The sequence below is a fragment of the Accumulibacter sp. genome, assembly GCF_023806635.1.
In the GTDB taxonomy this organism is placed as follows: Bacteria; Pseudomonadota; Gammaproteobacteria; order Burkholderiales; family Rhodocyclaceae; genus Accumulibacter.
In genome coordinates, this window is sequence record NZ_JAMTDQ010000083.1 from 21,799 (window position 1) to 46,154 (window position 24,356).

Consider the following 24,356-nt stretch of genomic DNA (forward strand, 5'->3'; position numbering starts at 1 on the left):
CTGCCCTCAGCCGCCCTCCTCGCCGTCGACCCCGCCGCGGTCGCCGGGCGACCCGGTGACAGGGGCGGCGAGCAGTTGCTGCTCGATGCTCTCGACCAGCCCCTGCGCCGCGTCCTCGATCATGTCGAGGACGAGGTCGAAACCGTGCCCGAGGCCGTAATAGGGATCGGGCACTTCGTCATCGTCGAAGCTCTTCGAGTAGCTCATCAGCAACCCGAGGCGGTCGTGCTTCTCCGGTGGACAGATGCGCTTCAGGACATCGAGATTGTTGCGGTCCATGGCGAGGATCTGGTCGAAATACTCCAGGTCCTGCGACGCGACCTTGCGCGCCCGCATCTCGGAAAGGTCGTAACCGCGCACCGCAGCCGCGCGCTGCGTTCGCTGATCCGGTGCCTCACCGGCATGGTAGCCATGGGTCCCGGCCGAATCGACCTCGACGCGGTCCTCAAGACTCTTCTGTCGCAGGACATGGCGGAACACGCCTTCTGCCGTCGGCGATCGACAGATGTTTCCCATGCAGACGAACAGGACCTTGATCACCTTCAGTTATCCGGCTACCGTGAAGCCTGCCCCGGCTCGCTGCACCCCGGACCGCGGCACCCGGGGAGCGCATGCGCGGCTGCAGGCGCGACTTGCGAAGGCGTAATGATCGGTGGAAACCGGCTCCAGTGCAATATCAAAGAGCCCGTCCCAGCCCGCCCGTCATCGCATCGGGAGCCAATCGTGCGGCAGTCGATCGGCTTGTCCCGCAGTCGCGCGCCTGCCGTCTCGAAGGGCCCGGGCACAGGCTGCTCTGGAGGGGGCGGCAGCAGCGCGTTCGACCCTCTGTAATGCGAGTTCGGCCTCGACAGGTCTACCACACAGGGGTAATCAAGATGAGCATTCTGGATCAGGCCAGGGAAGCTGCGGCGGCAGCGCTTGCAAAGACGATCGAAGTTGCCGGCAGCGTGACGGAGGACGCCGCCAACACGGTCTGAGCGCTGGCGACGATGCCCGGACGACCGCTCAGCTGCGGCCGGGAACTTTCCGTCTGATCGCTGGCCGCGCGACCGCAGGTGCCTCTGCAGCGGTCGCCTTGCCGCGCCCGCCTGACGACGGGCGGCGGCGGTCTTGCTCGGCTGCCCGCTTGTCGGCAAACGGGTTGTCGCTGACGTTGAACTGGATCTGCAGCGGCGTCCCCTGCAGCTTGAAGACCTCCCGGAAGGCGTGTTCGAGGTAGCGACGATACGACTCGGGCACCTTGTCGAGCGCATTGCCGTGGATCACGACCAGCGGCGGATTGCGGCCTCCCTGATGTGCGTAGCGCAGCTTCGGCCGGAACTGGCCGCTGCGCGGCGGCGCCTGCCGGGCGACGGCGTCGATCAGTACCCGCGTCAGTTGCGGCGTCGGCAGATCGACGGTCGCTGCCTGATGCGCGGCATCGACCGAGCGAAACAGCGTTTCCAGCCCCTGCCCGCGCAGCGCCGAGACGTAGTGGAAGCGGGCAAAGTCGATGAACGACAGCTGGCTCTCCAGCGCCACCTTGATCTGCTCGCGCAGGTACGGCGTCAGCCCGTCCCACTTGTTCACCGCGACGACGAGCGCGCGCCCGGATTCGCGGATGAAGGCAGCGATGTGCGCATCCTGGTCGGAGATGTCCTGCCTGGCGTCGAGGACGAGCACCACCACCTGAGCCCCTTCGATGGCCTGCAGCGTCTTGATCACAGAGAACTTCTCGACCGTCTCGAAGACCTTGCCGCGGCGCCGCAGGCCAGCGGTATCGATCAGGCTGTAGCGGCGGCCAGCGCGCTCGAACTCGATCTCGATCGCATCGCGGGTGGTCCCCGGCTGGTCGAAGGCGATCACCCGCTCCTCACCGACCAGGGTGTTGATCAGCGTGCTCTTGCCGACGTTGGGCCGACCGACGATCGCCACCCGGATCGAATCGCCGCCGCCCTCCTCCAGCGACGGCTCGGCAAAGGGCTGCAGGGCGATCTCGATGAGGGACCGCACGCCCTCGCCGTGCGCCGCCGAAATCGGCACGGGCTCGCCGAGACCCAGTTCATGGAAATCGGCAGCGACGACGCCAGGGCTCATCCCTTCCGCCTTGTTGACCGCAACCAGGACGGTGCGGCCGGAGCGCCGCAGGCGGTTGGCAATCTCCTTGTCGAGCGCGGTGATACCGCTGCGGCCATCGACGAGAAAGACGATGACGTCGGCCTCGTCGATCGCCTGCTCGGTCTGCCGTGCCATCTGGTGCACGATGCCATCGCGGACGAGGGGTTCGAAACCGCCGGTATCGACCACCAGGTAGGGCTTGCTGCCCAGCCGTCCATGCCCGTAATGACGATCACGCGTGAGGCCGGGAATGTCCGCGACCAGCGCGTCGCGCGTCCGCGTCAGGCGGTTGAAGAGCGTGGACTTGCCGACGTTCGGCCGACCGACGAGGACGATGCTCGGCTTCATTGCGCGTCGATCGCGAGCACACTGCCCTTGCTGGTCTGTGCCAGCAGACTGCTCCCGAGCCGCTGCAGCGGTGCCCGGATCGGACTGCCATCGGTGTTCAGGCGGGCGACGAAGGAGCCGTCGTCACGGCTGAGGAAATGCACGACACCCTTGACGTCGCCGACCGCGACCATGTTGCGCAACGGCTGCGGCGCCGTCAGTCGGCGCAGGAAGAGCTTGTCCTGTTTCCACAGGCTGGCGCCGCTCGCCTTGTCGAGGGCATGCACTGCGCCCTTGTCGTCGGAGACGTACAGGTAACGGCTGTCGACCGCGACGCCTGCGGCACTCGAGATGTCGCGCGACCAGATAAGGTTGCCGTTGCCGAGATCGAAACAGGCGATGCGTCCCTGGAAGGCCGCGGCACAGATCATGCGGCCGTCGATCACCGGCACGCTGGTGACATCGGCGACGCGATCGAGCTCGGTCGCGCCCTTCGGCAGAGCGACGGTCCCTTCCCAGAGCGGAGCGCCGTTGTCGAGACTGACAGCCATCAGCTTGCCACCCGGAAAGCCGACGAAGACGTACTTCTCTATGATCAGTGGCGCCGCGGTGACGCGCAGGGACAACGGAGTACTGGGACGCTGGTAGAGCCACCTGCGCTTGCCGTCACTGGCATCGTAAGCGGCTAGGCGATGGTCGACCGTGCGCACGATCACCAGGTTCGAACTCAGTGCCGGTGGTGCAACCACCTCGCTGCTCGCCTTCGCTCTCCACAACGGACTGCCGTCGAAAGTCGAAAAGGCAAGCACTTCGCCCTTCGCCGTACCGACGACGAGCATCCGCGCGTCGGCGCCGACGCCACCGGCGAGCGCGACGCCGGCCTTGATCCTCCACGCCGTCTGCCCATCCTCGAGACGGACGATCGTCCCATCGCGCGCAGCGGCATAAACCGTCGAGCCGACGACCGCCGGCACGAGTGTGTAGTCCTCGCTCTTGCCCACCGCATCCGACCAGAGCACCCGCGCCTCGGCGCTGGCCTGGATCGGCTGCAGCTCGGCCATTTTCGGCCCGCTGCTGCTGAAGGGATTGAGCGCGTCGAGCGTCGAGCAGCCGGCGAGGCTTGCCACCAGCGCCGCTGCCGCCAGCAGTGGTCGCATCATCAACCCGGCTCCCCAAGTCCATCGAGCTTCAGTTGCAGTGACTCGCGATAGGCGGCGTTGGCCTGGCTGTCCTGCAGCGTGTTCCTTCCCTTGCCGCTGCCGTCGGCCGCATCGAGCCCGCTCAGGGCGGACCGGTAGGCGGCACGGGCCTCGCCTGCCTTGCCCTGTGCCACCAGGACATCGCCGCGGGCGTCGGCGAAGCGCACGGCGAAACCGGCAGCAGGCGTTGCCTCGAGCAGCTTCAGAGCCTCGTCGTAAGCCTTCTCGTCGAGCAGCAGGGCGGCCAGCCGCAGCCGCGCGACATCGCGCAGTTCATCCTTGCCGTGCTCGACGACCCAGGCGAGTTGCACTCTTGCCGTCCTGACATCGCCGGCATCGATCAGTGCCCGCGCCGTCTTCAGTGCCGCCAGTGGCGCATAGGCCGTGCCACCATACTTGTCGGCCAACTCGCCGCTCGCCGCCTTGATGCGCTGCGAGTCATTGCTGGCGATCGCCTTCTGCAGGCCCGCGAATACCACCGCTGCCTGCGCTGACTGCTGCCGCTGGTACCAGTTCCAGCCCTGCCAGGCAAGTGCCGCGAGCGCTGCCGCCGTGATGATGCCGGTCACGAGGTTGCCGTACTGCTTCCACCATGCCTTCAGCTCGGCGATCTGTTCCTGTTCTTCGAGGTCGTAGGTAGCCATCAGGCGTCCTCCCAATCCATTGTTGCATCGATGATCGCGTCGGCAAGGCGGTCTACGCCGATGCGCCGCTGTTCGTTGGGCAGCTCGCCCAGTGGCCGCAACGGCTTCAGGCTCGCCTCGCCGGTGCTTGCCTCGTCGTCGCCGATGATGACGGCGAAGGCAGCGCCTGAGGCGTCGGCCTTCTTCATCTGCGACTTGAAGCCGCCGCCGCCGCAATGGAAGAGGACGTCGATGCCGCGATCACGCAGCGACTCGGCGACCCGCGCCGCCAGGCGCGAAGCCGCGACACCCTGATGCACGACATAGACGTCCACCGGCTGCGAACCGGTGGCGCCGCCAGCCTCGCGGATCAGGGTCGTCAGCCGCTCGACGCCCATGGCGAATCCGCAGGCCGGCGCCGGCTTGCCGCCCAGTTGTTCGACCAGCCCGTCGTAGCGACCGCCGGCACAGACCGTCCCCTGCGCTCCGAGACGATCCGTCACCCACTCGAAGACGGTCAGATTGTAGTAGTCGAGTCCCCGCACCAGGCGCGGGTTGATCTCGAACGGCTGGCCGGCGTCGCGCAGCACCTGCTGCACGCCTGCGAAGTGCGCCAGCGATTCGTCGCCGAGATGATCGAGCAGCCGCGGCGCGCCATGGATCAGTTCCTGCAGAGACGGGTTCTTGCTGTCGAGAATGCGCAGTGGATTGCTGTGCAGGCGCCGGCGGCTGTCCTCGTCGAGCAGATCGCCGTGCCGCTCGAGGTAGGCGATCAGCTCGGCGCGATGCCGCGCGCGCTCCGCCGGCTGGCCGAGCGTATTGAGCTGCAGGGCGATGCCATCGAGGCCGAGGTCGTCCCACAGGCGGGCGCCCATGAGGATCTGCTCGGCATCGACGTCGGGTCCGGCAAAGCCGAGCGCTTCGACACCGACCTGGTGGAACTGCCGATAGCGCCCCTTCTGCGGCCGTTCGTGGCGGAACATCTGGCCCATGTAATAGAGCCTCTGCGGCTGCTGTGCCACGAGGTTGTGCTGGATCACCGCCCGCACGCAGCCCGCCGTTCCTTCCGGGCGCAGCGTCAATTGCTCGCCGTTGAGGCTGTCGACGAACGAGTACATCTCCTTCTCGACGATGTCGGTCACTTCGCCGATCGCCCGCTTGAAAAGCGGCGTCGGTTCGACGATCGGCAGGCGGATCGGCCGGTAACCATAGGCGCGCAGCCAGGAACGGACGGTCTCGTCGAAACGGTCCCAGAACTCCGCCTCATCGGGCAGGATGTCGCTCATGCCACGCAGGGACTGGATCCTGTTCGTACTCATCGCGTCACGGTCTTTCTCCGGTAGGTACGTGCGACGTAGGCATCGACGATGGCGGTGAACTCGTCGGCGATGTGCTCGCCGCGCAGTGTCACCGTCTTCATCCCATCCTCGAAGACCGGCGCCACCGGCGCCTCGCCGGTTCCCGGCAGGCTGATGCCGATGTTCGCGTGCTTGCTCTCCCCCGGCCCGTTGACGACGCAGCCCATCACCGCCAGCGTCATGTTCTCCACGCCATCATGCTCGACCCGCCACTGCGGCATCCGCCGCCGCACATGCTCCTGGATCGACTGCGCCAGTTCCTGGAAGAACGTACTGGTCGTCCGCCCGCACCCGGGACAGGCGACGACCATCGGCGTGAAGGCGCGCAGCCCCATCGTCTGCAGCATCTCCTGCGCGACGATCAGCTCCTGCGTCCGCGCGCCGCCGGGGTCCGGGGTCAGCGAGACGCGGATCGTGTCGCCAATCCCCTCCTGCAGCAGGACCGCCATCGCCGCCGTCGACGCGACGATGCCCTTCGAGCCCATGCCGGCTTCGGTCAACCCCAGATGCAAAGGGTAGTCGCAGCGCCGTGACAACTCGCGATAGATCGCGATCAGGTCCTGCACTCCCGAAACCTTGCACGACAGCACGATCCGCTCCCCTGGCATGCCGAGGGCCTCGGCCCGGGCTGCCGATTCGAGCGCCGAGACGACCATCGCCTCGCGCATCACGGCGACCGCGTCCTGCGGCACCGGACGGCGCGCGTTCTCATCCATGATGCGCGCCAGCAGATCCTGGTCGAGGCTGCCCCAGTTGACGCCGATGCGCACGGGCTTCTCGTATCGGCAGGCGATTTCGATCATCTGCGCGAACTGCTCGTCGCGTTTGCGGCCGTGACCGACGTTACCCGGATTGATGCGGTACTTGGCCAGCCCCGCGGCGCACTCCGGATGGTCGGCAAGCAAGCGATGCCCGTTGTAATGGAAGTCGCCGATCAGCGGCACATCGACCCCCATGCGGCCCAGCTGTTCACGGATCGGGGCCACGGCGGCAGCTGCCTGCGGCGTGTTGACCGTCACCCGAACCAGTTCCGACCCTGCACGTGCCAGCTCGGCGCACTGGATCGCCGTGCGGACGACGTCGGCCGTGTCCGTGTTGGTCATCGACTGGACGACGACCGGCGCCGCGCCACCAATCGTCACCTGCCCCACCCGGACCGGCCGCGTCGGCCGGCGCAGCGTGCCCTCGACCGTACCGTTCACCGTCTGCTCACCACGGACACCGGCCTCACTCGACCGTCAGCCGGGCGACGTCACCCTTGCTGTGCGGCGCCAGATCGATCATGCGACCGCGATACTGCAGCGTTACCTGCGTCGCGTTGCCGATCACAAGCGAAAAAGGGGCCTGACCACCGACCTCGCGCTGGCTCGCAGCCGGCATCATTCCGGAAACGATCGTCTGACCCATGGCGTCGCGCACCTCGACCCACGCCGACTGGGCAAACGACAGCCTGAGATCGCCGCCGCCAGCGGGCGCCGCGTCCGCGGACGACGACGCTGCCGCCGCCAGCACCGTGGCATTCGGCGGGCTGACGCTGGTCACCGATTCGGCAGAAGCCGCACGCGGCGTCGAATCGGTGGCTGTCGGCAGCACCGGCGCGGGCTGCGCGCGTTCGGCATGCGGCGCCATCGACCGGCTCTCGATCATCTCGCTCAGCCGCGCCTGCCACTCCTTGAGCGGCGCAAAGAAGTAGACCAACACCGCCAGCGCCAGCAACAGCAGCCCGCCCAGAGCGGCCAGGTAATCGCGTCGTTCGGCCCGGCGGCCCGACGAAGATGGCAGGCTGGGGCTGGTCCCGGCAGAAGCGGCGAGCTGCGGCTTCTGCTCCAGCCGGGCAGCGTCGAGGCCGCGCATCAGCTGCTCGACGTCCAGATTGAACAGGCGGGCGTAGTTGCGGACGAAGCCGCGAATCATCGTGTTGCCCGGCAAGAGCTGCCAATCCTCATTCTCGATAGCGGCCACCTGGCCCTGCCCGAGCTTGAGCGACTGCGCCACCTCGGCCAGACTGAGCCCGCGCCCCTCGCGCGCTGCGCGCAGTTGATGCCCGACACCGCCGGCCGCTGTAGCTGGCGATCCGCCTGCCGTCCCGGTGGGAGCGGCGGCAGCCGGCCGCTCGTCGGGCGGGAGCGGGAGAATGCCCTGCTCGCTCATTCCGCTCTTCCCTTCAGCAACTCCTCCGCCTCGGGCGACAGCGGGAACTTGCGTCGCAGCTGGCTGGCGTAACGGGCTTCCGCCGGACGGTTGCCGAGAGCCCGCTCGATTCGCACGCCGAGCCACAGCGCCTCGGCGTTGGGGTCGTTGTGGCGCAGCAGTTCGACGAGTTCGTGGCGCGCCCGCTCGACGTCACCCTTGCGGAAATTGATGCTGGCCAGTTCGAGCAGCGCCGTCGGGTTCCCCGGCAGGATGCGCAGGCTTTGCTCGACATGAGCTTCGGCACTCGCCAGATCGCCAATCCGGGCATAGCAGCTGCCGGCATTGAGGTAGGCCTTTTCCGGCGTCTTGTAGAGCGGGTTCCTCATTGCCGTCTGGATATGGCCGAGACCCTCCTTCTCACGTCCCACCTGACAGAGGAACCAGCCGTAATTGTTGTTGATCTCCGGGTCCTTGCCGTCGAGGCTGAGCGCGCGACGAAAATCCTGGTCGGCCAGCTGCAGCTCGCGGATGCGGTACGCCGCCAGTCCGCGCATCGCGTAGGCCGTCGCATAGTCCGGATCGATCAGGATGGCGATGCTCATCTCCTCGAGCGCGACCGTCAGGTTGCCGCTCTGCAGATACATCGCTCCGAGTTCGGTATGCAGCTTGGCGCGCGTGCGCGGATCGCGCGGCTTGGTCGGCTGGCGCGAATCGACCTCATCCTCGGCGGGCTTCTTCGCTGCCGGCGACACCGAGCCGGAAGAGCAGGCAGAAAGGCCCAGGCAAACGAGGAGGCAACAAAGCATCAGCCGCATGTGCTCGCCTCCCGCGACACCCGCTCGACTACGAAACGGCGGCTCCCGCGCTGCGTCCGGTCGCGCACCTGCCCGGCGAGTTGGCCACAGGCGGCGGCGATGTCGTCACCCCGCGTCCTGCGCGTCGTCGTGACGACGCCGGCGGCGAGCAGGATGTCGGCGAAGCGACGCACCCGCGTCGCCGGCGAGCGCCGGTACGGCGAGCCCGGGAAGGGATTGAAGGGAATCAGGTTGAACTTGCACGGCACCTCGCGCGTCAGCGCCAGCAGTTCGCGCGCCTGCGCATCCGAATCATTGACGCCGTCGATCATGACGTACTCGAAGGTGATGAAATCGCGCGGCGCCCGTTCGAGATAGCGCCGGCAGGCGGCGAGCAGCGCGCGCAGCGGATACTTGCGGTTGATCGGCACGAGTTCGTCACGCAGCCCGTCGTCGGGAGCGTGCAGCGAGACCGCCAGCGCCACCGGGCACTCGTCGCGCAACCGGTCGATGGCCGGCACCAGGCCGGACGTCGACACCGTCACCCGCCGCCGCGACAGGCCGTAGGCGTTGTCGTCGAGCATCAGTCGCAGCGCGCGCACGGTGTTGTCGAGATTCGCCAGCGGCTCGCCCATGCCCATCAGGACGACATTGCTGATCAACCGTTCGCCGTTCGCCGGGCGCTCCGACCAGCCACCCAGCGCGTGCTGCACCTGCCAGAGCTGGCCGATGATCTCGGCCACCGTCAGATTGCGGTTGAAACCCTGCTTGCCGGTGGCGCAGAACGAGCAGGCGAGCGCGCAACCGGCCTGCGTCGAGATGCACAGCGTGCCGCGCTCCTCCTCGGGGATGAAGACCGCCTCGACGGCGTTGCCGCCGCCGACGTCGAAGAGGAACTTGCGCGTGCCGTCTTCGGCCAGCCGGTCGGCGACGACCGGCGGCGGCTGCACGACCGCCAGCCCCTCGAGTTTCGCGCGCAGGCTGCGCGCGATGTCGCTCATCGCCGAGAAGTCCGCCTGCCCGCAGCGATGCAGCCAGCGCAGCACCTGCCGCGCGCGAAACGGCTTCTCGCCCTGTTCGGCGAAGAAAGCCGCCAGCGTGGCGGCATCGAGATCGAGCAGGTTGACGGCCATGGCACGCGCCGCAAAGCTTGCGCGAACCGCCTAGCGACCCGCGTAGACGCTCATCTCGGGGAAGAAGAAGGCCACCTCGACCCTGGCCGTCTCCGGCCCGTCGGAGCCGTGCACCGCGTTGGCGTCGATCGACTCGGCGAAGTCCGCACGAATCGTGCCTGGCTCGGCCTTCTTCGGATCGGTGGCACCCATCAGCTCGCGGTTCTTGGCGATCGCGTTCTCGCCCTCGAGCACCTGGATCATCACCGGACCCGAGATCATGAAATCAACCAGATCCTTGAAGAACGGCCGCTCACGGTGTACGGCGTAGAAGGCGCCGGCCTCCTGTGGTGACAGCCAGGCCATTCTGGCGGCAATCACCTTCAGACCATTGGTTTCGAAACGGGAATAGATCTTGCCGATGACGTTCTTCGCGACGGCGTCGGGCTTGATGATGGAAAGGGTACGTTCGCTGGCCATGGAGCACTCTCCGGATGCGGTGGATGAAGAAGAAAAACGAAAGGAAATCATATTGCTAGACAGATAACTTGAAGATTATACCAAGACTCGCGCGCGCGTGCCGGCAGCGGCGCAAATTGGCCCGCAGATCAATGGCTGGCGGCGCGCCGAGCGGCGGGCTCATCGACCGGCGGCAGCGAAACGAAGGGCGCGCTCGGGTTGCCCCGCGCGCGCCCCGACGCAACAGGCCGCGGTGTCCGCCAACGGCTACATCATGCCGAGTGTCTTCGGCAGCCAGATCGACATGATCGGCACGTAGGTGACGACGACCAGGAAGACCAGCATCGACAGCAGCCACGGCCAGACGGCGACGGTCAGGTCGGTGATGCCCATCTTGGTGATGCCGGAAGCGACGTAGAGGTTGAGTCCGACCGGCGGATGGCACATGCCGACCTCCATGTTGACCACCATCAGGATGCCGAAGTGTACCGGATCGATGCCGAGTTTCATCGCCACCGGGAACAGGATCGGTGCAAAGATGAGGACGATCGACGACGGTTCCATGAAGTTGCCGGCAAGCAGCAGGATGATGTTCACCGCCAGGAGGAAGGCGATCATTCCCAGCCCGTGACCAAGCATCCAGTCCGCCAGCGCCTGCGGGATGTTCTCGTTGGTCATGATGAACGAGAAGAGGACGGCGTTGGTGATGATGTAGAGGAGCATCGCCGACATGTTCGCCGAGTTCAGCAGGACGCGCGGCACGTCCTTCATCGTCAGGTCCTTGTAGACGAAGACGGCGACGAAGAAGGCATAGACCGCGCTCATCGCCGCCGCCTCGGTCGGCGTGAACATGCCGCTATAGATGCCTCCCATGACGACGACGATCAGGAACAGGCCCCACGCCGACTCGCGGAAGGACTTGACGCGCTGCGTGAAGGAGGCCTTCGGCATGCGCGGATAGTCGAACTTCTTCGCACGGTACCAGGTGACGCCACCCAGCGTCATCGCCAGCAGGATGCCCGGGATGACGCCGGCCATGAACAGCGCGCCGACCGAGGTGTTGGTCGCCACCGAGTACATGACCATGACGATCGACGGCGGGATCAGGATGCCGAGTGCGCCCGAAGTGGTGATGACGCCGGCACCGAAGCGGTTCGGGAAGCCTGCCTTGACCATCGCCGGCATCAGGATCGAACCGATGGCGACGACGGTTGCCGGCGACGAGCCCGAAACCGCCGCGAACAGCGCACAGGCCATCACGCCGGCGAGGCCGAGGCCACCGTACCAGTGGCCGACGACGTCGGTGGCGAACTTGATCATCCGCCGCGCGACGCCTCCGTGGGTGAGGAAGTTGCCGGCCAGGATGAAGAACGGGATCGCCATGATCTCGAACTTCTCGATGCCGGTGAAGAGTTTCAGCGCCACCGACTCGAGCGGCACCTGGGTGAACATGAAGAGGAAGCTGAGTACCGTCAGGCCGAGCGAGATCGAGATCGGCATGCCGGTCAGCATCAGGACCAGCAGGATGACAAAGATGATCGTGGCGTTCATTTCTTCCCTCCTCCCTGACCGGGCCGATCTTCCGGATGGCTTTGCGAGTAGTTGCGATCGTGCGGATGCAGGTTGTCCTCGAGGCGGTAGGTCTCGGCAACGTCGGGATTCTCCTCGATGCCGTCGACGTGGCCATGATCGTGGTGCGGCAGTTCGCCGGTGCGGATGAAGCTCCAGGTCACCTGCAGGAAGCGGAAGCACATCAGCGACGAACCGAGCGGGATGGCACTGTAGACGATCCACGTCGGCCACTCGAGGTCGGGCGTCGTCGGACCCTCCGGCACGTCACCGACGTCCCAGCCAAGCAATGTATAGGAGGCGTAGTGGAAGCCGTTCTCCCAGACGAAGTGCGCCCCGAGCGTGCCGACGATGCCGGTGAACAGCGCGCCGGCGAGCAGGCCGAAAATGACGAACTTGCCGCGCATCTGTTCGTCCATGCGGTTGATCAGCACATCCACGCCGACGTGGATGCCGGTGCGTACGCCGTAGGCGGCGCCGAACTTCGCCATCCAGACGAACATGATGATGCACAGTTCCTGCGCCCAGCCGAAATTCAGCGACAGCAGCCAGTCCTGCACACCGGGGATGTCGATCCCCGAGAGATAGCGATGCACGACCGACAGGAAAATGATCGTCGTTGCCGCCCCCATGAGGAAGGTGATCAGCCACTCCTCGAGGTGGTCCAGTAGTTTCATGGGAAATGACTCCTCCGACTGCCTGAAAAAAGGCCCGCTGGGTCAGACATCCCAACGGGCCGTTTCCGTCCTCCCGGCCGCGATCAGAACTTGCTCGGATCGAAGCCCGTCTCCTTGTACACCGACTGCAGCAGATCCTTGCCGATGCGCGATTCCATCTTGACATGCACCGGTGCCAGCGCCTTCTTGAAGGCGTTCTTCTCGTCGGCAGTCAGCGTATACACCTGCGTCTTGCCGCTCTTCTTCACACCCTCCAGATCCTTGTCGTTCTGCTCCTTGGCGATCTTGTTGGCGTAGATGGTCGATTCCTTCATCGCCTGCTCGAGCTGGCCGCGAACGTCGGCCGGCAGACCTTCCCAGAACTTCTTGTTGGCGATCACCGCATAACCGAGGTAACCGTGCTCGGTGAGCGCGAGGTGCTTCTGCACTTCGTACATCTTCTGCGTGTAGAGGTTGGAGATCGGGTTCTCGGTGCCATCGACGACACCGGTCTGCAATGCCTGATAGACCTCGGAGAAAGCCATCACCTGCGGCAGCGCGCTCAGCGCCCGGATCTCCTCCTCGAGCACCTTCGACGACTGGATGCGCAGCTTCTTGCCCTTCAGGTCGGCCGGCGTCTTGATCGGCGTATTGGCCGAGAAGGACTTGAATCCGTTGTCCCAGAACGCCAGCCCGACGACCCCCTTCGGCTCGAGCTTCTTGAGCAGGCCCTGACCGACCGGACCCTGCGTCACCTTGTGCAGTTCCTCATAGTTGTCGAAGATGTACGGCAGGTCGAAGAGTTCGAATTCCTTGACGCCGAGCGGACCGAACTTGGCCAGCGAGGGGGCGAGCATCTGCACCGCGCCGAGCTGCAGCGCCTCCATCTCTTCCTTGTCCTTGTACAGCGTCGAGTTGGCGTAAACCTCGACCTTGACCTTGCCCTTGGTCAGTTCGTTGGCGCGCTTGGCAAAGTACTCGGCGGCGAGGCCCTTCGGGGTATCGTGCGCCACGACGTGGCTGAACTTGATGACGATCGGCTGCTGGGCGACGGCGGTGAAGGGAGTCGCCGCCAGCGTGCAGGCAGCCAGACCGAAGAACAGCTTGGCAAGTCTCATGTTTTCTCCTCCTTGGGAATGATGTCGAAATGGTGACGACCGTTACTGCAGCGGCGACTATCACAGAAAGCCGCGTGCGCGAAAATTGTGGAAATCCGCAATGGGCCGGCCGCGACGGTCCTGCGGCGGTCGCTGGCCACGGACTGCTGGTCGAGGACGGGCGGCAAGCGACGAACTTGGGTAAGATGTCTGCCGATGAGGCAGGTACACCTACCCTACCAGTACGATCGGCGGCGCCCACCGCCGCTCAGGTGGTCGACCTGGTATCTCTTCGCCCTCAAGCTGGCGACGGGATTGCTGCTGATCCTGCTGATTGCCCTGCTCTGGCTGCTGCATCGCAACGAGATCGACGAGCAGCGATCGGCGCTGATCGCCGACGTACTCTGGCTCGAGCAGACGCTGCGCTTCCATCTTGAGGGGAACGCCGAGCAGTTGCAGCAACTGGCACTCGACCTGACGCGCGCGCAGAGACCGGCCGAGTTGTTCGACCTGCGCGCCCGCCACCTGCTGCGCAACAGCCCCGAACTGCGTCAGGTGCTGTGGCTGGATGCAGCGGCGAAGGTGGTGCACGGCATGCCGACGCTGACGCTGCCGCGAGTCATCGACGAGGCCTTTGGCGACAATCCGGTCAGCCGTTCGCTCGAACTCGCGCGACTCGGCAAGCCGATCTACAGCGACGCCTTCCGCACCATCGAGGCCGCCCAGTTCGAGGTCTATGTACCGATCTTCGCGGACGGCGCGTATCGCGGTGCGCTGCTCGCGGTGTACTCGCTGAACGGGCTGCTCAAGCACCAGATCCCGTGGTGGTTCGCCGAGAAGTATCAGGTGCGGGCGGTCGACGGAAACGGCAGCCTGCTGGCGAGCAAGTCACGCGTCGACGCCTCGCCGACGACGCTGACCCACCCGATCAGCCTCGACCCGCCGGGCTACGGCGTGACGCTGCAGGTGACCGCTTACCGCAGCCCCGGCAACCTGGCGCAGACGTTGATCGCGAGCCTGGTGATCATCCTCGCGGCGGCGGTCTTCTGGAGCCTGTGGGCGGTGCGCGGGCTGATCCAGCGGCGGCTTTCGGCGGAGCAGGCGCTGCGCTCGGAATACGCCTTCCGCAAGGCGATGGAAGATTCGCTGATGGTCGGCATGCGCGCGCGCGACCTGGATGGTCGCGTCACCTATGCCAATCCCTCGTTCCTGCGCATGGTCGGCTTCAGTGCCGAGGAACTGATCGGCAGGGCGCCGCCGATGCCCTACTGGGCGCCCGAGGAGATGGAACGGACGCTGCAGGTGCACAACCACATCCTGCAGGGCAACGCACCGCACGAGGGCTTCGAGATCCGCCTGATGCGCAAGGACGGCAGCCGCTTCGATGCGCTGATCTACGAGGCACCGCTGATCGACGCCGACGGCCGGCAGACCGGCTGGATGGGGTCGATCATCGACGTCACGGCGCGCAAGCAGGCCGAGGAGGTCGCCCGCCAGCAGCAGGAGAAGCTGCAGGCGACCGCTCGCCTGGTGACCATGGGCGAGATGGCATCGACGCTGGCGCACGAACTCAACCAGCCGCTGGCGGCGATCACCAGCTACAACGCCGGCTGCCTGAACAAGCTCGACTCCGGCAACTTCAACCCGCTGCAGATCCGCGAGGCGCTCGGCAAGCTGGCGGTGCAGGCGCAACGCGCCGGCCAGATCATCCGCCGCGTGCACGATTTCGTCCGCAAGAGCGAACCGAAGCTCACGCGCTGCGATCTCGCCGAGGTGATCGACGACAGCGTCGGCTTCATCGAGGCGGCGGCACGGAATCGCGGCGTGCGCATCGTGCGCGAAATCCAGGGCATGCGGCCGGAGTTGCTGGCCGACCCGGTGATGCTCGAGCAGGTGCTGCTCAACCTGATGCGCAACGGCATCGAGGCAATGGCCGGCTTGCCGGCCGAACGCCGGCGGCTGACGGTCAGGCTCACGCAGGTCGAGGCGCAGATGGAAATCCGCGTCATCGACCGCGGCCCAGGCATCCCGCCGGAAGCGCTCGAGAAACTCTTCACGCCGCTCTTCTCGACCAAGGCCGACGGCATGGGAATGGGCCTCAACATTTGCCGCTCGATCATCGAGTTCCACCACGGCCGCCTGTGGGTCGAAGGCAACCCTGAAGGCGGTTCGATCTTCGTCATCACCCTGCCGATCCACCGCCAATGACGCCCTGCGCCCACCTGATCGACGACGACGACGCGATCCGCGACTCGTTGGCCTGGCTGCTCGAGTCCTGCGGCGTCGCCTGCCGCAGCTACCCTTCGGCCGAGGACTTCCTCGCCGAATGGCTGCCCTCATGCACCGGCTGCATCCTGCTCGACATCCGCATGGGCGGCATGAGCGGACCCGAACTGTTCGACGTCCTCTGCGAGCGCGGCTGCCGCATGCCGGTGATCTTCCTCACCGGCCACGGCGACGTGCCGATGGCGGTCGCGGCGCTGAAGAAGGGCGCCTTCGACTTCGTCGAGAAGCCGTTCAACGACAACGAACTGGTCGACCGCGTCGTCGAGGCGCTGAAACTCGATGCGAACCAGCGGCTTGCCGCCGCCGACGCCGACTCGCTCAGTGCCCGCCTGGGCAGCCTGACGACGCGCGAGCGCGAGGTCATGGAACTGGTTCTCGCCGGCAAGCTGAACAAGCTGATCGCCGACGAACTGCAGATCAGCATGCGCACCGTCGAGGTGCACCGCGCCAATCTCTTCGACAAGATGGGCGTGCGCACCGCCGTCGAACTGGCGCAACTGCTCGCCGGCAAGCGCTGAGGGCGACCGCCGCGCCGGCGCCGCCAGGCGGCGGGCGGGGCCCCGCGCGACGGCAGGGAGATCAGCGGCCGAGAAAGCGCGGCTTGCGCTTCTCGGCAAAGGCCGCCAGTCCCTCCTGGTAGTCATGGCTGTCGTAGACCTCGCGCCGCAGCCCCTGGATCCTCTCGAACAGTTCCGGCGTCACCGAACGCGCGCTCGACAAAAGACGCAGCTCCTCCTTCATCACCGCGATGCTCAGGGGTGAGTTGGCGACGATGTTCTCGGCCAAGCTGTAAACGAAGGGCTCGATCTCGTCGGCCGGGCGTACGTAGTTCACCACGCCGAGGTTCAGTGCCTGCGCAACGGGAATCGGCTGGGCGGTGAACAGCATTTCCTTGGCCACCGGCAGCGGAATCATGTTCAACACGGTCAGCAGACCGCCAAGGTTGTACGGAACACCGAGCTTGGCCGGCGTGATCGCGAAGGTTGCCTCAGGGGTCGCCACCAGAATGTCGCAGGCCATCGCCACTTCGCAGGCACCGCCCCAGACGCCGCCTTCGATCAGGGCGAGCACCGGTGCCGGATACTCCTGGATCGCCCGAATGAGAACCCGCAGCGGGTCGCTCCAGCCGAGCGGATCGCGGCCACCGGCCGGCAGCTCGCTGACGTCGTGTCCGGCCGACCAGACCTTGCTGCCGGCGGCAGCGCGCAGCACGATGGCGCGCATCGCCTGCTCGCGAAACGCGCCGAGCGCCGTCGTGATCTCGCCGATCAACGCCTCGCTGAGCGCGTTGCGCCGCGCCAGGTGATTCATGACGATCGTGCCGACCGCGTCGCGGGTTTCCGTGATGATCAGTGCCACAGCATCTCCCCAGTGCCCGCCGGGCGGGCGCAGACTACGACAATTCCACCTGCGCGCCGAGTTCGACGACGCGGTTCGGCGGGATCTTGAAGAAGGCCGTCGCCGTGTCGGCGTTGCGGAACATCCAGGTAAACAGGATCTGCCGCCAGTACGCCATCCGCGTACGGCCGGAAATCGGCATCGTGACGACCGTCTCGCGACCGAGGAAGAACGAGGTCTCCATCATCTCGAACGGCAGGCCCAGGTCGCCGCACCGCTCCAGGACCTGCGGCACGTCCGGATCGTCCTTGAAGCCGTAGCGCACGAACACCCGGTAGAAGCCGGCCGGCAGCGGCTCGATGCGAATGTTCTGCTCGTCGGCGTGCGGCACGTCCTCGTTTACGACATTGAGCAGCACCACCCGCTCGTGCAGGATCTTGTTGTGATAGAGGTTGTGCAGCAGCGCCCGCGGCACCCCGTTCGGCTCGGCGGTCATGAAGACGCCGGTCCCATCGACGCGATGGGGTCCGCCGGCGGCCAGGCTGTTGATGAAGGCCTCGAGCGGGACCGAATCCCTCTGCAAGCGCTCGTAGAGGAGTTTGCGACCGAGCCGCCAGGTCGACAGCAGCGCGAATACCGTGCAGCCGAGGGCGAGCGGAAACCAGCCGCCATCGAGGACCTTGATCACGTTCGCTGAGAAGAAGGCGAAATCGATGAGGACGAAGAAGACGAGGAAGAGTGCCGCACGCGGCCAGCTCCATTGCCACAACGCGCGCACGACGACGAAGGCGAGGATGGTGTCGATCATCATGGTCAGCGTGACGGCGATACCGTAGGCCGACGCCAGGTTCGACGAGGAGCGGAAACCAAGGACGACGATCATTACCGTCAGCAGCAGCAGCCAGTTGATGTTCGGCACGTAGATCTGACCCTTCTCGCGCTCCGAGGTAAACCTGACCTGGATGCGCGGACAGTAGCCCAGTTGCATCGCCTGGCTGGTCAGCGAAAAGGCGCCCGAAATCACCGCCTGCGAGGCGATGACGGTCGCCGTCGTGGCGAGGATCACCAGCGGAATCAGCAGCAGTTCGTCCGGCACGAGCAGGAAGAAGGGGCTCTCGATCGCCTTCGGGTCGGCGAGGATCAGCGCTCCCTGGCCGAGATAGTTGAGGTAGAGCAGCGGGAAGACGAAGGCGAACCAGGCCCACTTGATCGCCCGCCGGCCGAAGTGTCCCATGTCGGCGTACAGCGCCTCGCCACCGGTGATCGCCAGCACCACCGAGCCGAGCGCCAGGAAGGCCATGCCGACATGCTCGATGCAGAACGACAGCGCGTACCAGGGGTTTATTGCGACCAGCACCGACGGATGTTGCACCACATTCCACAGGCCGAGAGCACCGAGCGTGGCAAACCAGAACATCATCACCGGACCGAACAGCGCACCCACCGTCGCCGTGCCGTGCCGCTGAAAGATGAACAGCAGAACCAGAATCGCGATCGTGATCGGCAAGACGTAGGGCTTGAGCAGCGGTGTCGCCACTTCCAGCCCCTCGACCGCCGACAGCACGGACATCGCCGGCGTGATCACCGCATCGCCGTAGAACAGCGCGGCGCCGAAGATCCCCAGCGCCGACACGAGCCAGAGAACCCGCGGCGCGGCGTTCGCCGTTCGCAGCGCGAGCGCCGTCAGCGCCATGATGCCGCCCTCGCCCTTGTTGTCGGCGCGCATGATGAACAGCACGTACTTCAGCGAGACGGTGATCGTCAGCGCCCAGAACACCAGCGACAGGATGCCGAGGACATTGGACTGGGTGACCGCCAGCGGATGGTGGCCACCAAACACCTCCTTCATCGTGTACAGCGGACTGGTCCCGATGTCGCCAAAGACGACACCCATCGCCGCCAGTGCCGTCGTCGCCAGTCCAGTCTGCTCGCCGTGCGCGGTCGTCGCGGTCATGTGCCCTCCGAAGAAGAAGAAGAAGAAGAAGAAGAAGAACACGCGTCGCGCTCGCATCCCGGCGCGTCCGGTCGACGCCGCCAGCGACCTCGGTCAATCGCAAGAGCCGCAGTTTCCCGACGTCGTGATGCCGATTTGTGCACCGCATCAACCGCGGCGATTGTACAGCGCCGGCAATGGACCAGCAATGCTTTCGGGTTTTCGCGTTGGCCCGTGATGCGCCGCCGGTGCCGTGCCAGAGCGCGTACCGACCCGCTCGCGCCCAGAGAGCCGTCAACGCCCGCTCGACCCACCTCGTGCGGCCCCGGGCGGCGACCCCAGACCCTGCTCGATTCGCTGCTGTGCGCCGCTGTGCAGGGCGACCACGATGCCGGCTTCCCCGGGCGCACAGGCGAACGCCGCATCGACGCCGAATCCAGCCACCCACGCGACGCGTTCGCCACAGCACAGCAACGGCAGGCGGTTGCGTTCCCACGGCGGTACCCCGGCCTCCTGGAAAAGCTTGCGCAGGGATCGGCGCGGCCGCCGCGGGTCTGGCTGCAATGCCTCACCACCGCCCCGCGTCCGCAGGCAGACGGCATCGCCGGCGAGCAGCCGGCGACTGATGCCATCGCCCGTCGCCAGAGCGAAGGACAGCCGGTCGGCGCCCCAGGCGAGTTGTGCCTCGCCGTGCCAAGCCAGCGGTACCGTCGGCACCGCTGGCCGCTGGCGAACGACGTGGATCTCGTCGCGATAGACGTGGAGTTCGCCATCGACGGTGCCGACGCAGGTCGCCGAGGCTGCATCGGCGTTCGCGAGTTGCCGCAGCGCTTCGTCGAGCCAGCGCGTCTCCGGCGCCCGCATGCCTGCCACCAGCAGCTCATGGCGCAGCAGGTTGCGTGCCCGCGCCGCGCTCAGGAGACTGAAGCGCCGCAGATCGATGCGGCCGTGCGCGCCGGCGACCCGCGAGCGGTCGATCGCCGCGAGGTCGTCGAGCAGCCGAGCTGCCTCGGCGAAGTGGCCGGCAGCGCGCGCCAGCGCCTGTGCGGCTGCCGGAAACTGCTGCGCGATGCAAGGCAGGACCTCGTGCCGCAGGTGGTTGCGACGCAGGCGAAGGTCGGCGTTGCTCTCGTCCTCGACCCAGGACAGCGCCTGCTCGGCCGCATAAGCGGCGATCGTCGCCCGCGACAAGCCGAGCAGTGGCCGGATCAGACGTGGGCCGGCAGCCTGGCTTCGCTCCTCGGGCATGCCGGCGGCGCCGCGCACGCCGGCGCCGCGCAGGAGCCGGAAGAGGACGGTCTCCGCCTGGTCGTCGCGATGCTGGGCGAGCGCCAGCCAGTCCGCCTCGCAGCGCGCGAAGACCGCCTGCCGCTGCCGCCGCGCCGCCCCTTCGATCCCCTCGCCACTTCCCAGGGGCACCTGCACTCGCGCGATCGCCAGCGGCACGTCGAGCCGCTGGCACAGTTCCTGGCAAGAGTCGACCCAGGCGTCGGCATGCGGGCTCAGGCCGTGCTGAACATGCTGCGCCGACAGTTCGCAGCCCACCCCCGCGGCGCGCAGCCGGCTCAGGGCGTGCAGCAGCACCACCGAGTCGAGACCTCCGGAAAGCGCAACGCAGACGCGGCGTCCGTGCGCCAGCCGCGGTGCGATGAATCGCCTGAGGATCGCTGCCAGTGTGGGCTCGACGGTGGCGTCGCCCTGTCCGGACGGACCCCCGCCGCGCGTCGCGCGACTGCTCGGCAACCTCGCCGGACCCCGCCGTACTCCGGCTCAGCCGGGGTGCAGTTCCCTGACCGCCCCGTACGACAGGAGACGGTCGAGGCGCTTCTGCAGGAGGTCTGCCAGCGGAATCTCCCTGCACTGCTGCAACGAGGCGCGCAGCGCCTGCCGCAGATTTTCCGCCATCGCTGCGTGGTCACGGTGCGCACCGCCGACGGGTTCGGGGACGATGCGGTCGACCAGCCCGAGCGACTGCAGCCGCTGCGCCGTGATGCCCATGATCGCCGCCGCCTCGCTCGCCTTCTCGGCGCTTTTCCAGAGAATCGACGCGCAACCCTCCGGCGAAATGACCGAGTAGGTCGCGTACTGCAGCATCTGCAGGACGTCGCCGACACCGATCGCCAGCGCACCGCCCGAACCGCCCTCGCCGATCACCGTGACGACGACCGGCACCTGCAGCTCGGCCATCACGTACAGGTTGCGCCCGATGGCCTCCGACTGGCCACGCTCCTCGGCATCGATTCCGGGATAGGCGCCGGGCGTGTCGATGAAGGTCAGCACCGGGATGCCGAACTTCTCGGCCAGGCGCATCAGGCGCAGCGCCTTGCGGTAACCTTCGGGCCGCGGCATGCCGAAGTTGCGGAACAGTTTTTCCTTGGTGTCCCGGCCCTTCTGGTGGCCGATGACCATCACCGATTCGCCGTCGAGCCGCGCCAGCCCGCCGACGATCGCACGATCGTCGGCAAAGGCGCGATCACCGTGCAGTTCCTCGAAGTCGGTGAAGATCAGGTCGAGGTAGTCGAGCGTGTACGGCCGTTGCGCATGCCGCGCCACCTGGCAGACTTGCCACGGCGTCAGGCGGGAATAGATGTCACGGGTGAGCAGCCGGCTCTTCTCTTCGAGGCCGTCGATCTCTTCGGAAATGTCGACCCCGGACTTCTCCTGTGCGGAGCGCAACGCTTCGATCTTGCTCTCCAGGTCGGCAACCGGTTGTTCAAAGTCGAGAAAGCTGGTTTTCATCGGGCCCCGCCGAAGCGGCGTGCAGGTGGGTGGTGAGGGCTGCGATTGTAACCCGAAAACCGCCATCCTCGGCGTCGCCCCAACCCCGGACCGACACCGCGAGCGACCGCGACGCCGTCCCGCGCGGCGGCATCGCGGCACCATCGCTCCGGTCATTCCTGCATCGCCAGGAGTTCCCTGTCGGCATAGCCGAGGCGAAAGGCGAGCACGCGCGCCACCCCCTCGATGAGCTGGAAGGCGAGTCGCCGATGCTGTTCGCGCAGCAGCTCGAAATCCTCACGGCGCAGCACGTAGACCTCGCTGTCCTCGATTGCAGTGGCATCGGTGCTGAAACGCGCGGCGTGCGTGATGAACGACATGCCGCCGACGAAATCGCCCCGACCGTAGGTCAGGCGATGTCGGCTGAGGTTGGTTCCCGGGACAGGCACCGAGATGCGCACGGCGCCCTTGCGGATGAGGAAGAGCTGGTCGGCGGCGTCGCCGATCGAAAAGAGTCTCTCGTCGCGTGGCACGACCCGCCGTTCGAGACGTTCGACCAGGTCGACGAGCGCGTCCTCCTTGACGTCCTTGAAGATCTCCATCTCCCAGACTTCCAGCGGCGGCAGTTCGGCGCTGCGCTGCGGACTTTCGCCGAGCACCTGGTCCTCGATCCACTCGACGGCGTCGTCCATCTCCTGGAAGACCCTGACCTGCGGGCTGTCCGTGGTGAGATCCATCTGCCCGAACAGCTCGGCGATGTTGCGCCCGTTCGGCAGGGTGTGCGTCAGGCTGCTGAAGATGAGGAAGGCGCCGCGCTCGCTCAGCGAGTCCCGGATCTGGCTCAACAGATGCACGGCGGTGACGTCGACCGACTGCACGCGACGCATGTCGAGCAGCACGTACTGGCGCTTGCCGAGTTCCGGTTCGAGCGCACTGAACAGTTGGTCCTTGGTGCCGAAGAACAGGCTGCCCTGCAGTTCGAGCATGATGGTCTGCTCGCCCCGCCGCTCGAGCAGGTCCATCTCGTGCGCGAGACGCACGCGCTTCGAAAAGCGGCTGCTGCCATCGACCTTGTTGCGGATGATCGTGCTGCCGAGCTGCTCGCGGATGAAGAGGAACATCGCCAGCGCGATGCCGACCGCCGAGGCGGCGATCAGGCTGTAGGCCAGGGCGACGATGACGACGACGACGATCACGACGAAATCGAGTATCGTCCACGGCGACTGCAGCAGGTGCAGGCTGTGGTGGTCGATCATCCGCACGCCGACGACCAGCAGGATGCCGGCCAGCGCCGCCACCGGGATCCAGGCGATGAACGCGCCGAGCGCAAGGAAGGCCATCAGCGCCAGCACCCCCTCGACGATGCCCGAGACGCGCGTCTGCCCGCCGCTCGCCAGGTTGACCAGCGTCGCGCCCATCTGGCCGGCTCCCGGCATGCCGCCGGCGCAGGCCGAGACGACGTTCGCGGCACCCTGCGCCACGAGTTCACGGTTCGAATCGTGCCGGCTGCGCGTCAGCGCATCGAGCACGACCGCCGTCTTCAGCGTGTCGATCGACAGCAGGACCGCGAGCGTCAGCGCGGTGCCCATCAGGTTGCCGATCTGGCTCAGCTTGAGTTCGCCGATGTCGCGCCAGCGACCGGTGATCGCCTCGAGCATGCTCGACGCCGAACCGCCCAGCGGGCCGATGATCATCTTGTTGCCCTCGAGCACGAGCAGCGACTCGTCGACGAAGTGCGCCAGCCCGAAATAGGTCGCGATGCCGGCCAGCAGGCCGAGGATCGCCGCCGGCACGGCACGCGTCAGCACGGGCGCGCCGACCATCACCAGCGCCGTCACGCCACCGATGAGCGCACTCTGCCATTGCCAGCTGTCGGGCGAGATCAGCGTCCGCCACAGCGGAACATTGCCGAAGACACCAAGGAACTTCGGGATCTGGCTGCCGATGATGATCAGGCCGACGCCGGTCAGGTAGCCGCTGACGACCGGAAAGGGGATGTACTTGATCAGGCTGCCGATTCCCATGAAGCCGAGGAGGAGCTGGATCACTCCCGCCACCAGGCCGAGCGCGGTGAGCATGAGGACGATGAACACGGGATCGACGTCCTGCCGCACGAGTTCGATGGCGAACGCCGACAGCACCGCTGCCGCCGGCGCACAGGGCGCCGTGATCAGGCGATTGGTGCCGCCGAGGGCCGGCGCGACAAGACCGAGGGCGGTCGCGCCGAGAATTCCGGCGAGCGCACCGAGACCGGCGTAAGCCGGGCCGATCGATGCGTAGATGGTGACGCCGAAAGCGATCGCCGACGGCAGCGCGACGAGCATCGCCGCCAGTCCGCCCCAGAAATCGCCGATCAGCTTGTCGTTCTTGACCGTCATCGCCAGTTCCATGGCTCGCCTCCCATGCAGGATGCCGCGTTGCAGAAACGCCGTTGCAGCCTCCCCCTGGCGGGGGAAACGGCGCAATTCCCGATCAAGATTGTCAGGAATGCCGGATCCTAACACGCTGGGCGCCGCTGCAGCCCCTGGCGCGCACGAAACACGCGCCATATCGCGCTTCGGCACATCTTTTGTGCGCCCGGCCGGCCTTTTTAGGGATCCTGCCGGTCATGGCGATTGACCGAACCGGCGAACGAGGGCTGCTGTAATATGGTCTCA

The 24,356-nt window shown here is 66.4% G+C and carries 20 protein-coding genes; 2 read left to right on the forward strand and 18 right to left on the reverse strand.

The genetic code is table 11. The annotated features are described in order from the left end of the window. Window positions 1-6: 6 nt before the first annotated feature. The 13 genes from NFW30_RS14400 to NFW30_RS14460 form a co-directional block, all read right to left on the reverse strand. Entirely contained in the window at window positions 7-540 is a 534-nt protein-coding gene (locus NFW30_RS14400; RefSeq protein WP_295356793.1) for a low molecular weight protein-tyrosine-phosphatase, read from the reverse strand. A gap of 465 nt (window positions 541-1,005) precedes the next feature. Continuing rightward, window positions 1,006-2,445, reverse strand: coding sequence for a ribosome biogenesis GTPase Der (gene der, locus NFW30_RS14405; protein WP_295356795.1), 1,440 nt, complete (start codon window positions 2,443-2,445; stop codon window positions 1,006-1,008). Further along, window positions 2,442-3,584 carry an outer membrane protein assembly factor BamB gene (gene bamB, locus NFW30_RS14410; RefSeq protein ID WP_295356799.1) on the reverse strand — a complete coding sequence of 381 codons (1,143 nt, stop codon included), beginning with the start codon at window positions 3,582-3,584 and terminating at the stop codon, window positions 2,442-2,444. The genes der and bamB overlap by 4 nt, the downstream gene beginning before the upstream one ends. Further along, on the reverse strand, window positions 3,584-4,267 hold the full coding sequence (locus NFW30_RS14415; RefSeq protein ID WP_295356802.1) for a tetratricopeptide repeat protein: 684 nt from the start codon (window positions 4,265-4,267) through the stop codon (window positions 3,584-3,586). The genes bamB and NFW30_RS14415 overlap by 1 nt, the downstream gene beginning before the upstream one ends. Then, the gene (hisS, locus tag NFW30_RS14420; RefSeq protein ID WP_295356805.1) at window positions 4,267-5,565 is read right to left on the reverse strand and encodes a histidine--tRNA ligase; all 1,299 of its coding nucleotides are present in this window, start codon (window positions 5,563-5,565) and stop codon (window positions 4,267-4,269) included. The genes NFW30_RS14415 and hisS overlap by 1 nt, the downstream gene beginning before the upstream one ends. Then, complete coding sequence (ispG, locus tag NFW30_RS14425) at window positions 5,562-6,806, reverse strand: flavodoxin-dependent (E)-4-hydroxy-3-methylbut-2-enyl-diphosphate synthase (RefSeq protein WP_295356808.1); 1,245 nt, start codon at window positions 6,804-6,806, stop codon at window positions 5,562-5,564. The genes hisS and ispG overlap by 4 nt, the downstream gene beginning before the upstream one ends. A 25-nt stretch (window positions 6,807-6,831) precedes the next feature. After that, entirely contained in the window at window positions 6,832-7,755 is a 924-nt protein-coding gene (locus NFW30_RS14430) for a helix-turn-helix domain-containing protein (RefSeq protein ID WP_295356811.1), read from the reverse strand. Then, on the reverse strand, window positions 7,752-8,552 hold the full coding sequence (gene pilW / locus NFW30_RS14435) for a type IV pilus biogenesis/stability protein PilW (RefSeq protein ID WP_295356814.1): 801 nt from the start codon (window positions 8,550-8,552) through the stop codon (window positions 7,752-7,754). Before pilW ends, NFW30_RS14430 begins: the two co-directional genes overlap by 4 nt. Next, complete coding sequence (gene rlmN / locus NFW30_RS14440; protein ID WP_295356817.1) at window positions 8,543-9,664, reverse strand: 23S rRNA (adenine(2503)-C(2))-methyltransferase RlmN; 1,122 nt, start codon at window positions 9,662-9,664, stop codon at window positions 8,543-8,545. Before rlmN ends, pilW begins: the two co-directional genes overlap by 10 nt. Window positions 9,665-9,694: 30 nt before the next feature. Next, window positions 9,695-10,123, reverse strand: a complete 429-nt coding sequence (gene ndk / locus NFW30_RS14445) for a nucleoside-diphosphate kinase (protein ID WP_295356821.1) — start codon at window positions 10,121-10,123, stop codon at window positions 9,695-9,697. A gap of 246 nt (window positions 10,124-10,369) precedes the next feature. Then, window positions 10,370-11,653: a TRAP transporter large permease subunit gene (locus NFW30_RS14450; protein WP_295356824.1), complete on the reverse strand. Its 1,284-nt coding sequence runs from the start codon at window positions 11,651-11,653 to the stop codon at window positions 10,370-10,372. Then, window positions 11,650-12,348, reverse strand: a complete 699-nt coding sequence (locus NFW30_RS14455) for a TRAP transporter small permease (protein ID WP_295356826.1) — start codon at window positions 12,346-12,348, stop codon at window positions 11,650-11,652. Before NFW30_RS14455 ends, NFW30_RS14450 begins: the two co-directional genes overlap by 4 nt. 83 nt (window positions 12,349-12,431) lie before the next feature. After that, on the reverse strand, window positions 12,432-13,445 hold the full coding sequence (locus NFW30_RS14460) for a TRAP transporter substrate-binding protein (protein WP_295356829.1): 1,014 nt from the start codon (window positions 13,443-13,445) through the stop codon (window positions 12,432-12,434). A 195-nt stretch (window positions 13,446-13,640) separates the two neighbouring features. Here NFW30_RS14460 and NFW30_RS14465 point away from each other — a divergent pair, with 195 nt between their 5' ends. Further along, the gene (locus NFW30_RS14465) at window positions 13,641-15,632 is read left to right on the forward strand and encodes a PAS domain S-box protein (protein ID WP_295356832.1); all 1,992 of its coding nucleotides are present in this window, start codon (window positions 13,641-13,643) and stop codon (window positions 15,630-15,632) included. Continuing rightward, entirely contained in the window at window positions 15,629-16,228 is a 600-nt protein-coding gene (locus tag NFW30_RS14470) for a response regulator (RefSeq protein WP_295356835.1), read from the forward strand. The genes NFW30_RS14465 and NFW30_RS14470 overlap by 4 nt, the downstream gene beginning before the upstream one ends. Window positions 16,229-16,289: 61 nt before the next feature. Here NFW30_RS14470 and scpB read toward each other — a convergent pair whose 3' ends face one another. The 5 genes from scpB to NFW30_RS14495 all read right to left on the reverse strand — a co-directional run bounded on the left by scpB (window position 16,290) and on the right by NFW30_RS14495 (window position 24,089). Beyond that, the gene (scpB, locus tag NFW30_RS14475) at window positions 16,290-17,069 is read right to left on the reverse strand and encodes a methylmalonyl-CoA decarboxylase (protein WP_295356838.1); all 780 of its coding nucleotides are present in this window, start codon (window positions 17,067-17,069) and stop codon (window positions 16,290-16,292) included. Between the two features lie 34 nt (window positions 17,070-17,103). Then, a complete protein-coding gene (locus tag NFW30_RS14480; protein WP_295356904.1) occupies window positions 17,104-19,002 on the reverse strand; it encodes a potassium transporter Kup in 1,899 nt (632 codons plus the stop codon). 273 nt (window positions 19,003-19,275) lie between these two features. Continuing rightward, window positions 19,276-20,724, reverse strand: a complete 1,449-nt coding sequence (gene tilS / locus NFW30_RS14485; RefSeq protein WP_295356841.1) for a tRNA lysidine(34) synthetase TilS — start codon at window positions 20,722-20,724, stop codon at window positions 19,276-19,278. Between the two features lie 27 nt (window positions 20,725-20,751). Then, complete coding sequence (locus NFW30_RS14490) at window positions 20,752-21,720, reverse strand: acetyl-CoA carboxylase carboxyltransferase subunit alpha (RefSeq protein WP_295356844.1); 969 nt, start codon at window positions 21,718-21,720, stop codon at window positions 20,752-20,754. Between the two features lie 152 nt (window positions 21,721-21,872). Further along, a complete protein-coding gene (locus NFW30_RS14495; protein ID WP_295356847.1) occupies window positions 21,873-24,089 on the reverse strand; it encodes a SulP family inorganic anion transporter in 2,217 nt (738 codons plus the stop codon). Between the last annotated feature and the right edge of the window lie 267 nt (window positions 24,090-24,356).

What these genes read in the sequence shown, in the direction of transcription:
- der (WP_295356795.1), bottom strand. Translation starts at nt 2,445, where the DNA reads ATGAAGCCGAGCATCGTCCTCGTCGGTCGGCCGAACGTCGGCAAGTCC.
- bamB (WP_295356799.1), bottom strand. Translation starts at nt 3,584, where the DNA reads ATGATGCGACCACTGCTGGCGGCAGCGGCGCTGGTGGCAAGCCTCGCC.
- NFW30_RS14415 (WP_295356802.1), bottom strand. Translation starts at nt 4,267, where the DNA reads ATGGCTACCTACGACCTCGAAGAACAGGAACAGATCGCCGAGCTGAAG.
- hisS (WP_295356805.1), bottom strand. Translation starts at nt 5,565, where the DNA reads ATGAGTACGAACAGGATCCAGTCCCTGCGTGGCATGAGCGACATCCTG.
- NFW30_RS14430 (WP_295356811.1), bottom strand. Translation starts at nt 7,755, where the DNA reads ATGAGCGAGCAGGGCATTCTCCCGCTCCCGCCCGACGAGCGGCCGGCT.
- pilW (WP_295356814.1), bottom strand. Translation starts at nt 8,552, where the DNA reads ATGCGGCTGATGCTTTGTTGCCTCCTCGTTTGCCTGGGCCTTTCTGCC.
- rlmN (WP_295356817.1), bottom strand. Translation starts at nt 9,664, where the DNA reads ATGGCCGTCAACCTGCTCGATCTCGATGCCGCCACGCTGGCGGCTTTC.
- ndk (WP_295356821.1), bottom strand. Translation starts at nt 10,123, where the DNA reads ATGGCCAGCGAACGTACCCTTTCCATCATCAAGCCCGACGCCGTCGCG.
- NFW30_RS14450 (WP_295356824.1), bottom strand. Translation starts at nt 11,653, where the DNA reads ATGAACGCCACGATCATCTTTGTCATCCTGCTGGTCCTGATGCTGACC.
- NFW30_RS14455 (WP_295356826.1), bottom strand. Translation starts at nt 12,348, where the DNA reads ATGAAACTACTGGACCACCTCGAGGAGTGGCTGATCACCTTCCTCATG.
- NFW30_RS14460 (WP_295356829.1), bottom strand. Translation starts at nt 13,445, where the DNA reads ATGAGACTTGCCAAGCTGTTCTTCGGTCTGGCTGCCTGCACGCTGGCG.
- NFW30_RS14465 (WP_295356832.1), top strand. Translation starts at nt 13,641, where the DNA reads ATGAGGCAGGTACACCTACCCTACCAGTACGATCGGCGGCGCCCACCG.
- NFW30_RS14470 (WP_295356835.1), top strand. Translation starts at nt 15,629, where the DNA reads ATGACGCCCTGCGCCCACCTGATCGACGACGACGACGCGATCCGCGAC.
- NFW30_RS14480 (WP_295356904.1), bottom strand. Translation starts at nt 19,002, where the DNA reads ATGACCGCGACGACCGCGCACGGCGAGCAGACTGGACTGGCGACGACG.
- NFW30_RS14490 (WP_295356844.1), bottom strand. Translation starts at nt 21,720, where the DNA reads ATGAAAACCAGCTTTCTCGACTTTGAACAACCGGTTGCCGACCTGGAG.
- NFW30_RS14495 (WP_295356847.1), bottom strand. Translation starts at nt 24,089, where the DNA reads ATGGAACTGGCGATGACGGTCAAGAACGACAAGCTGATCGGCGATTTC.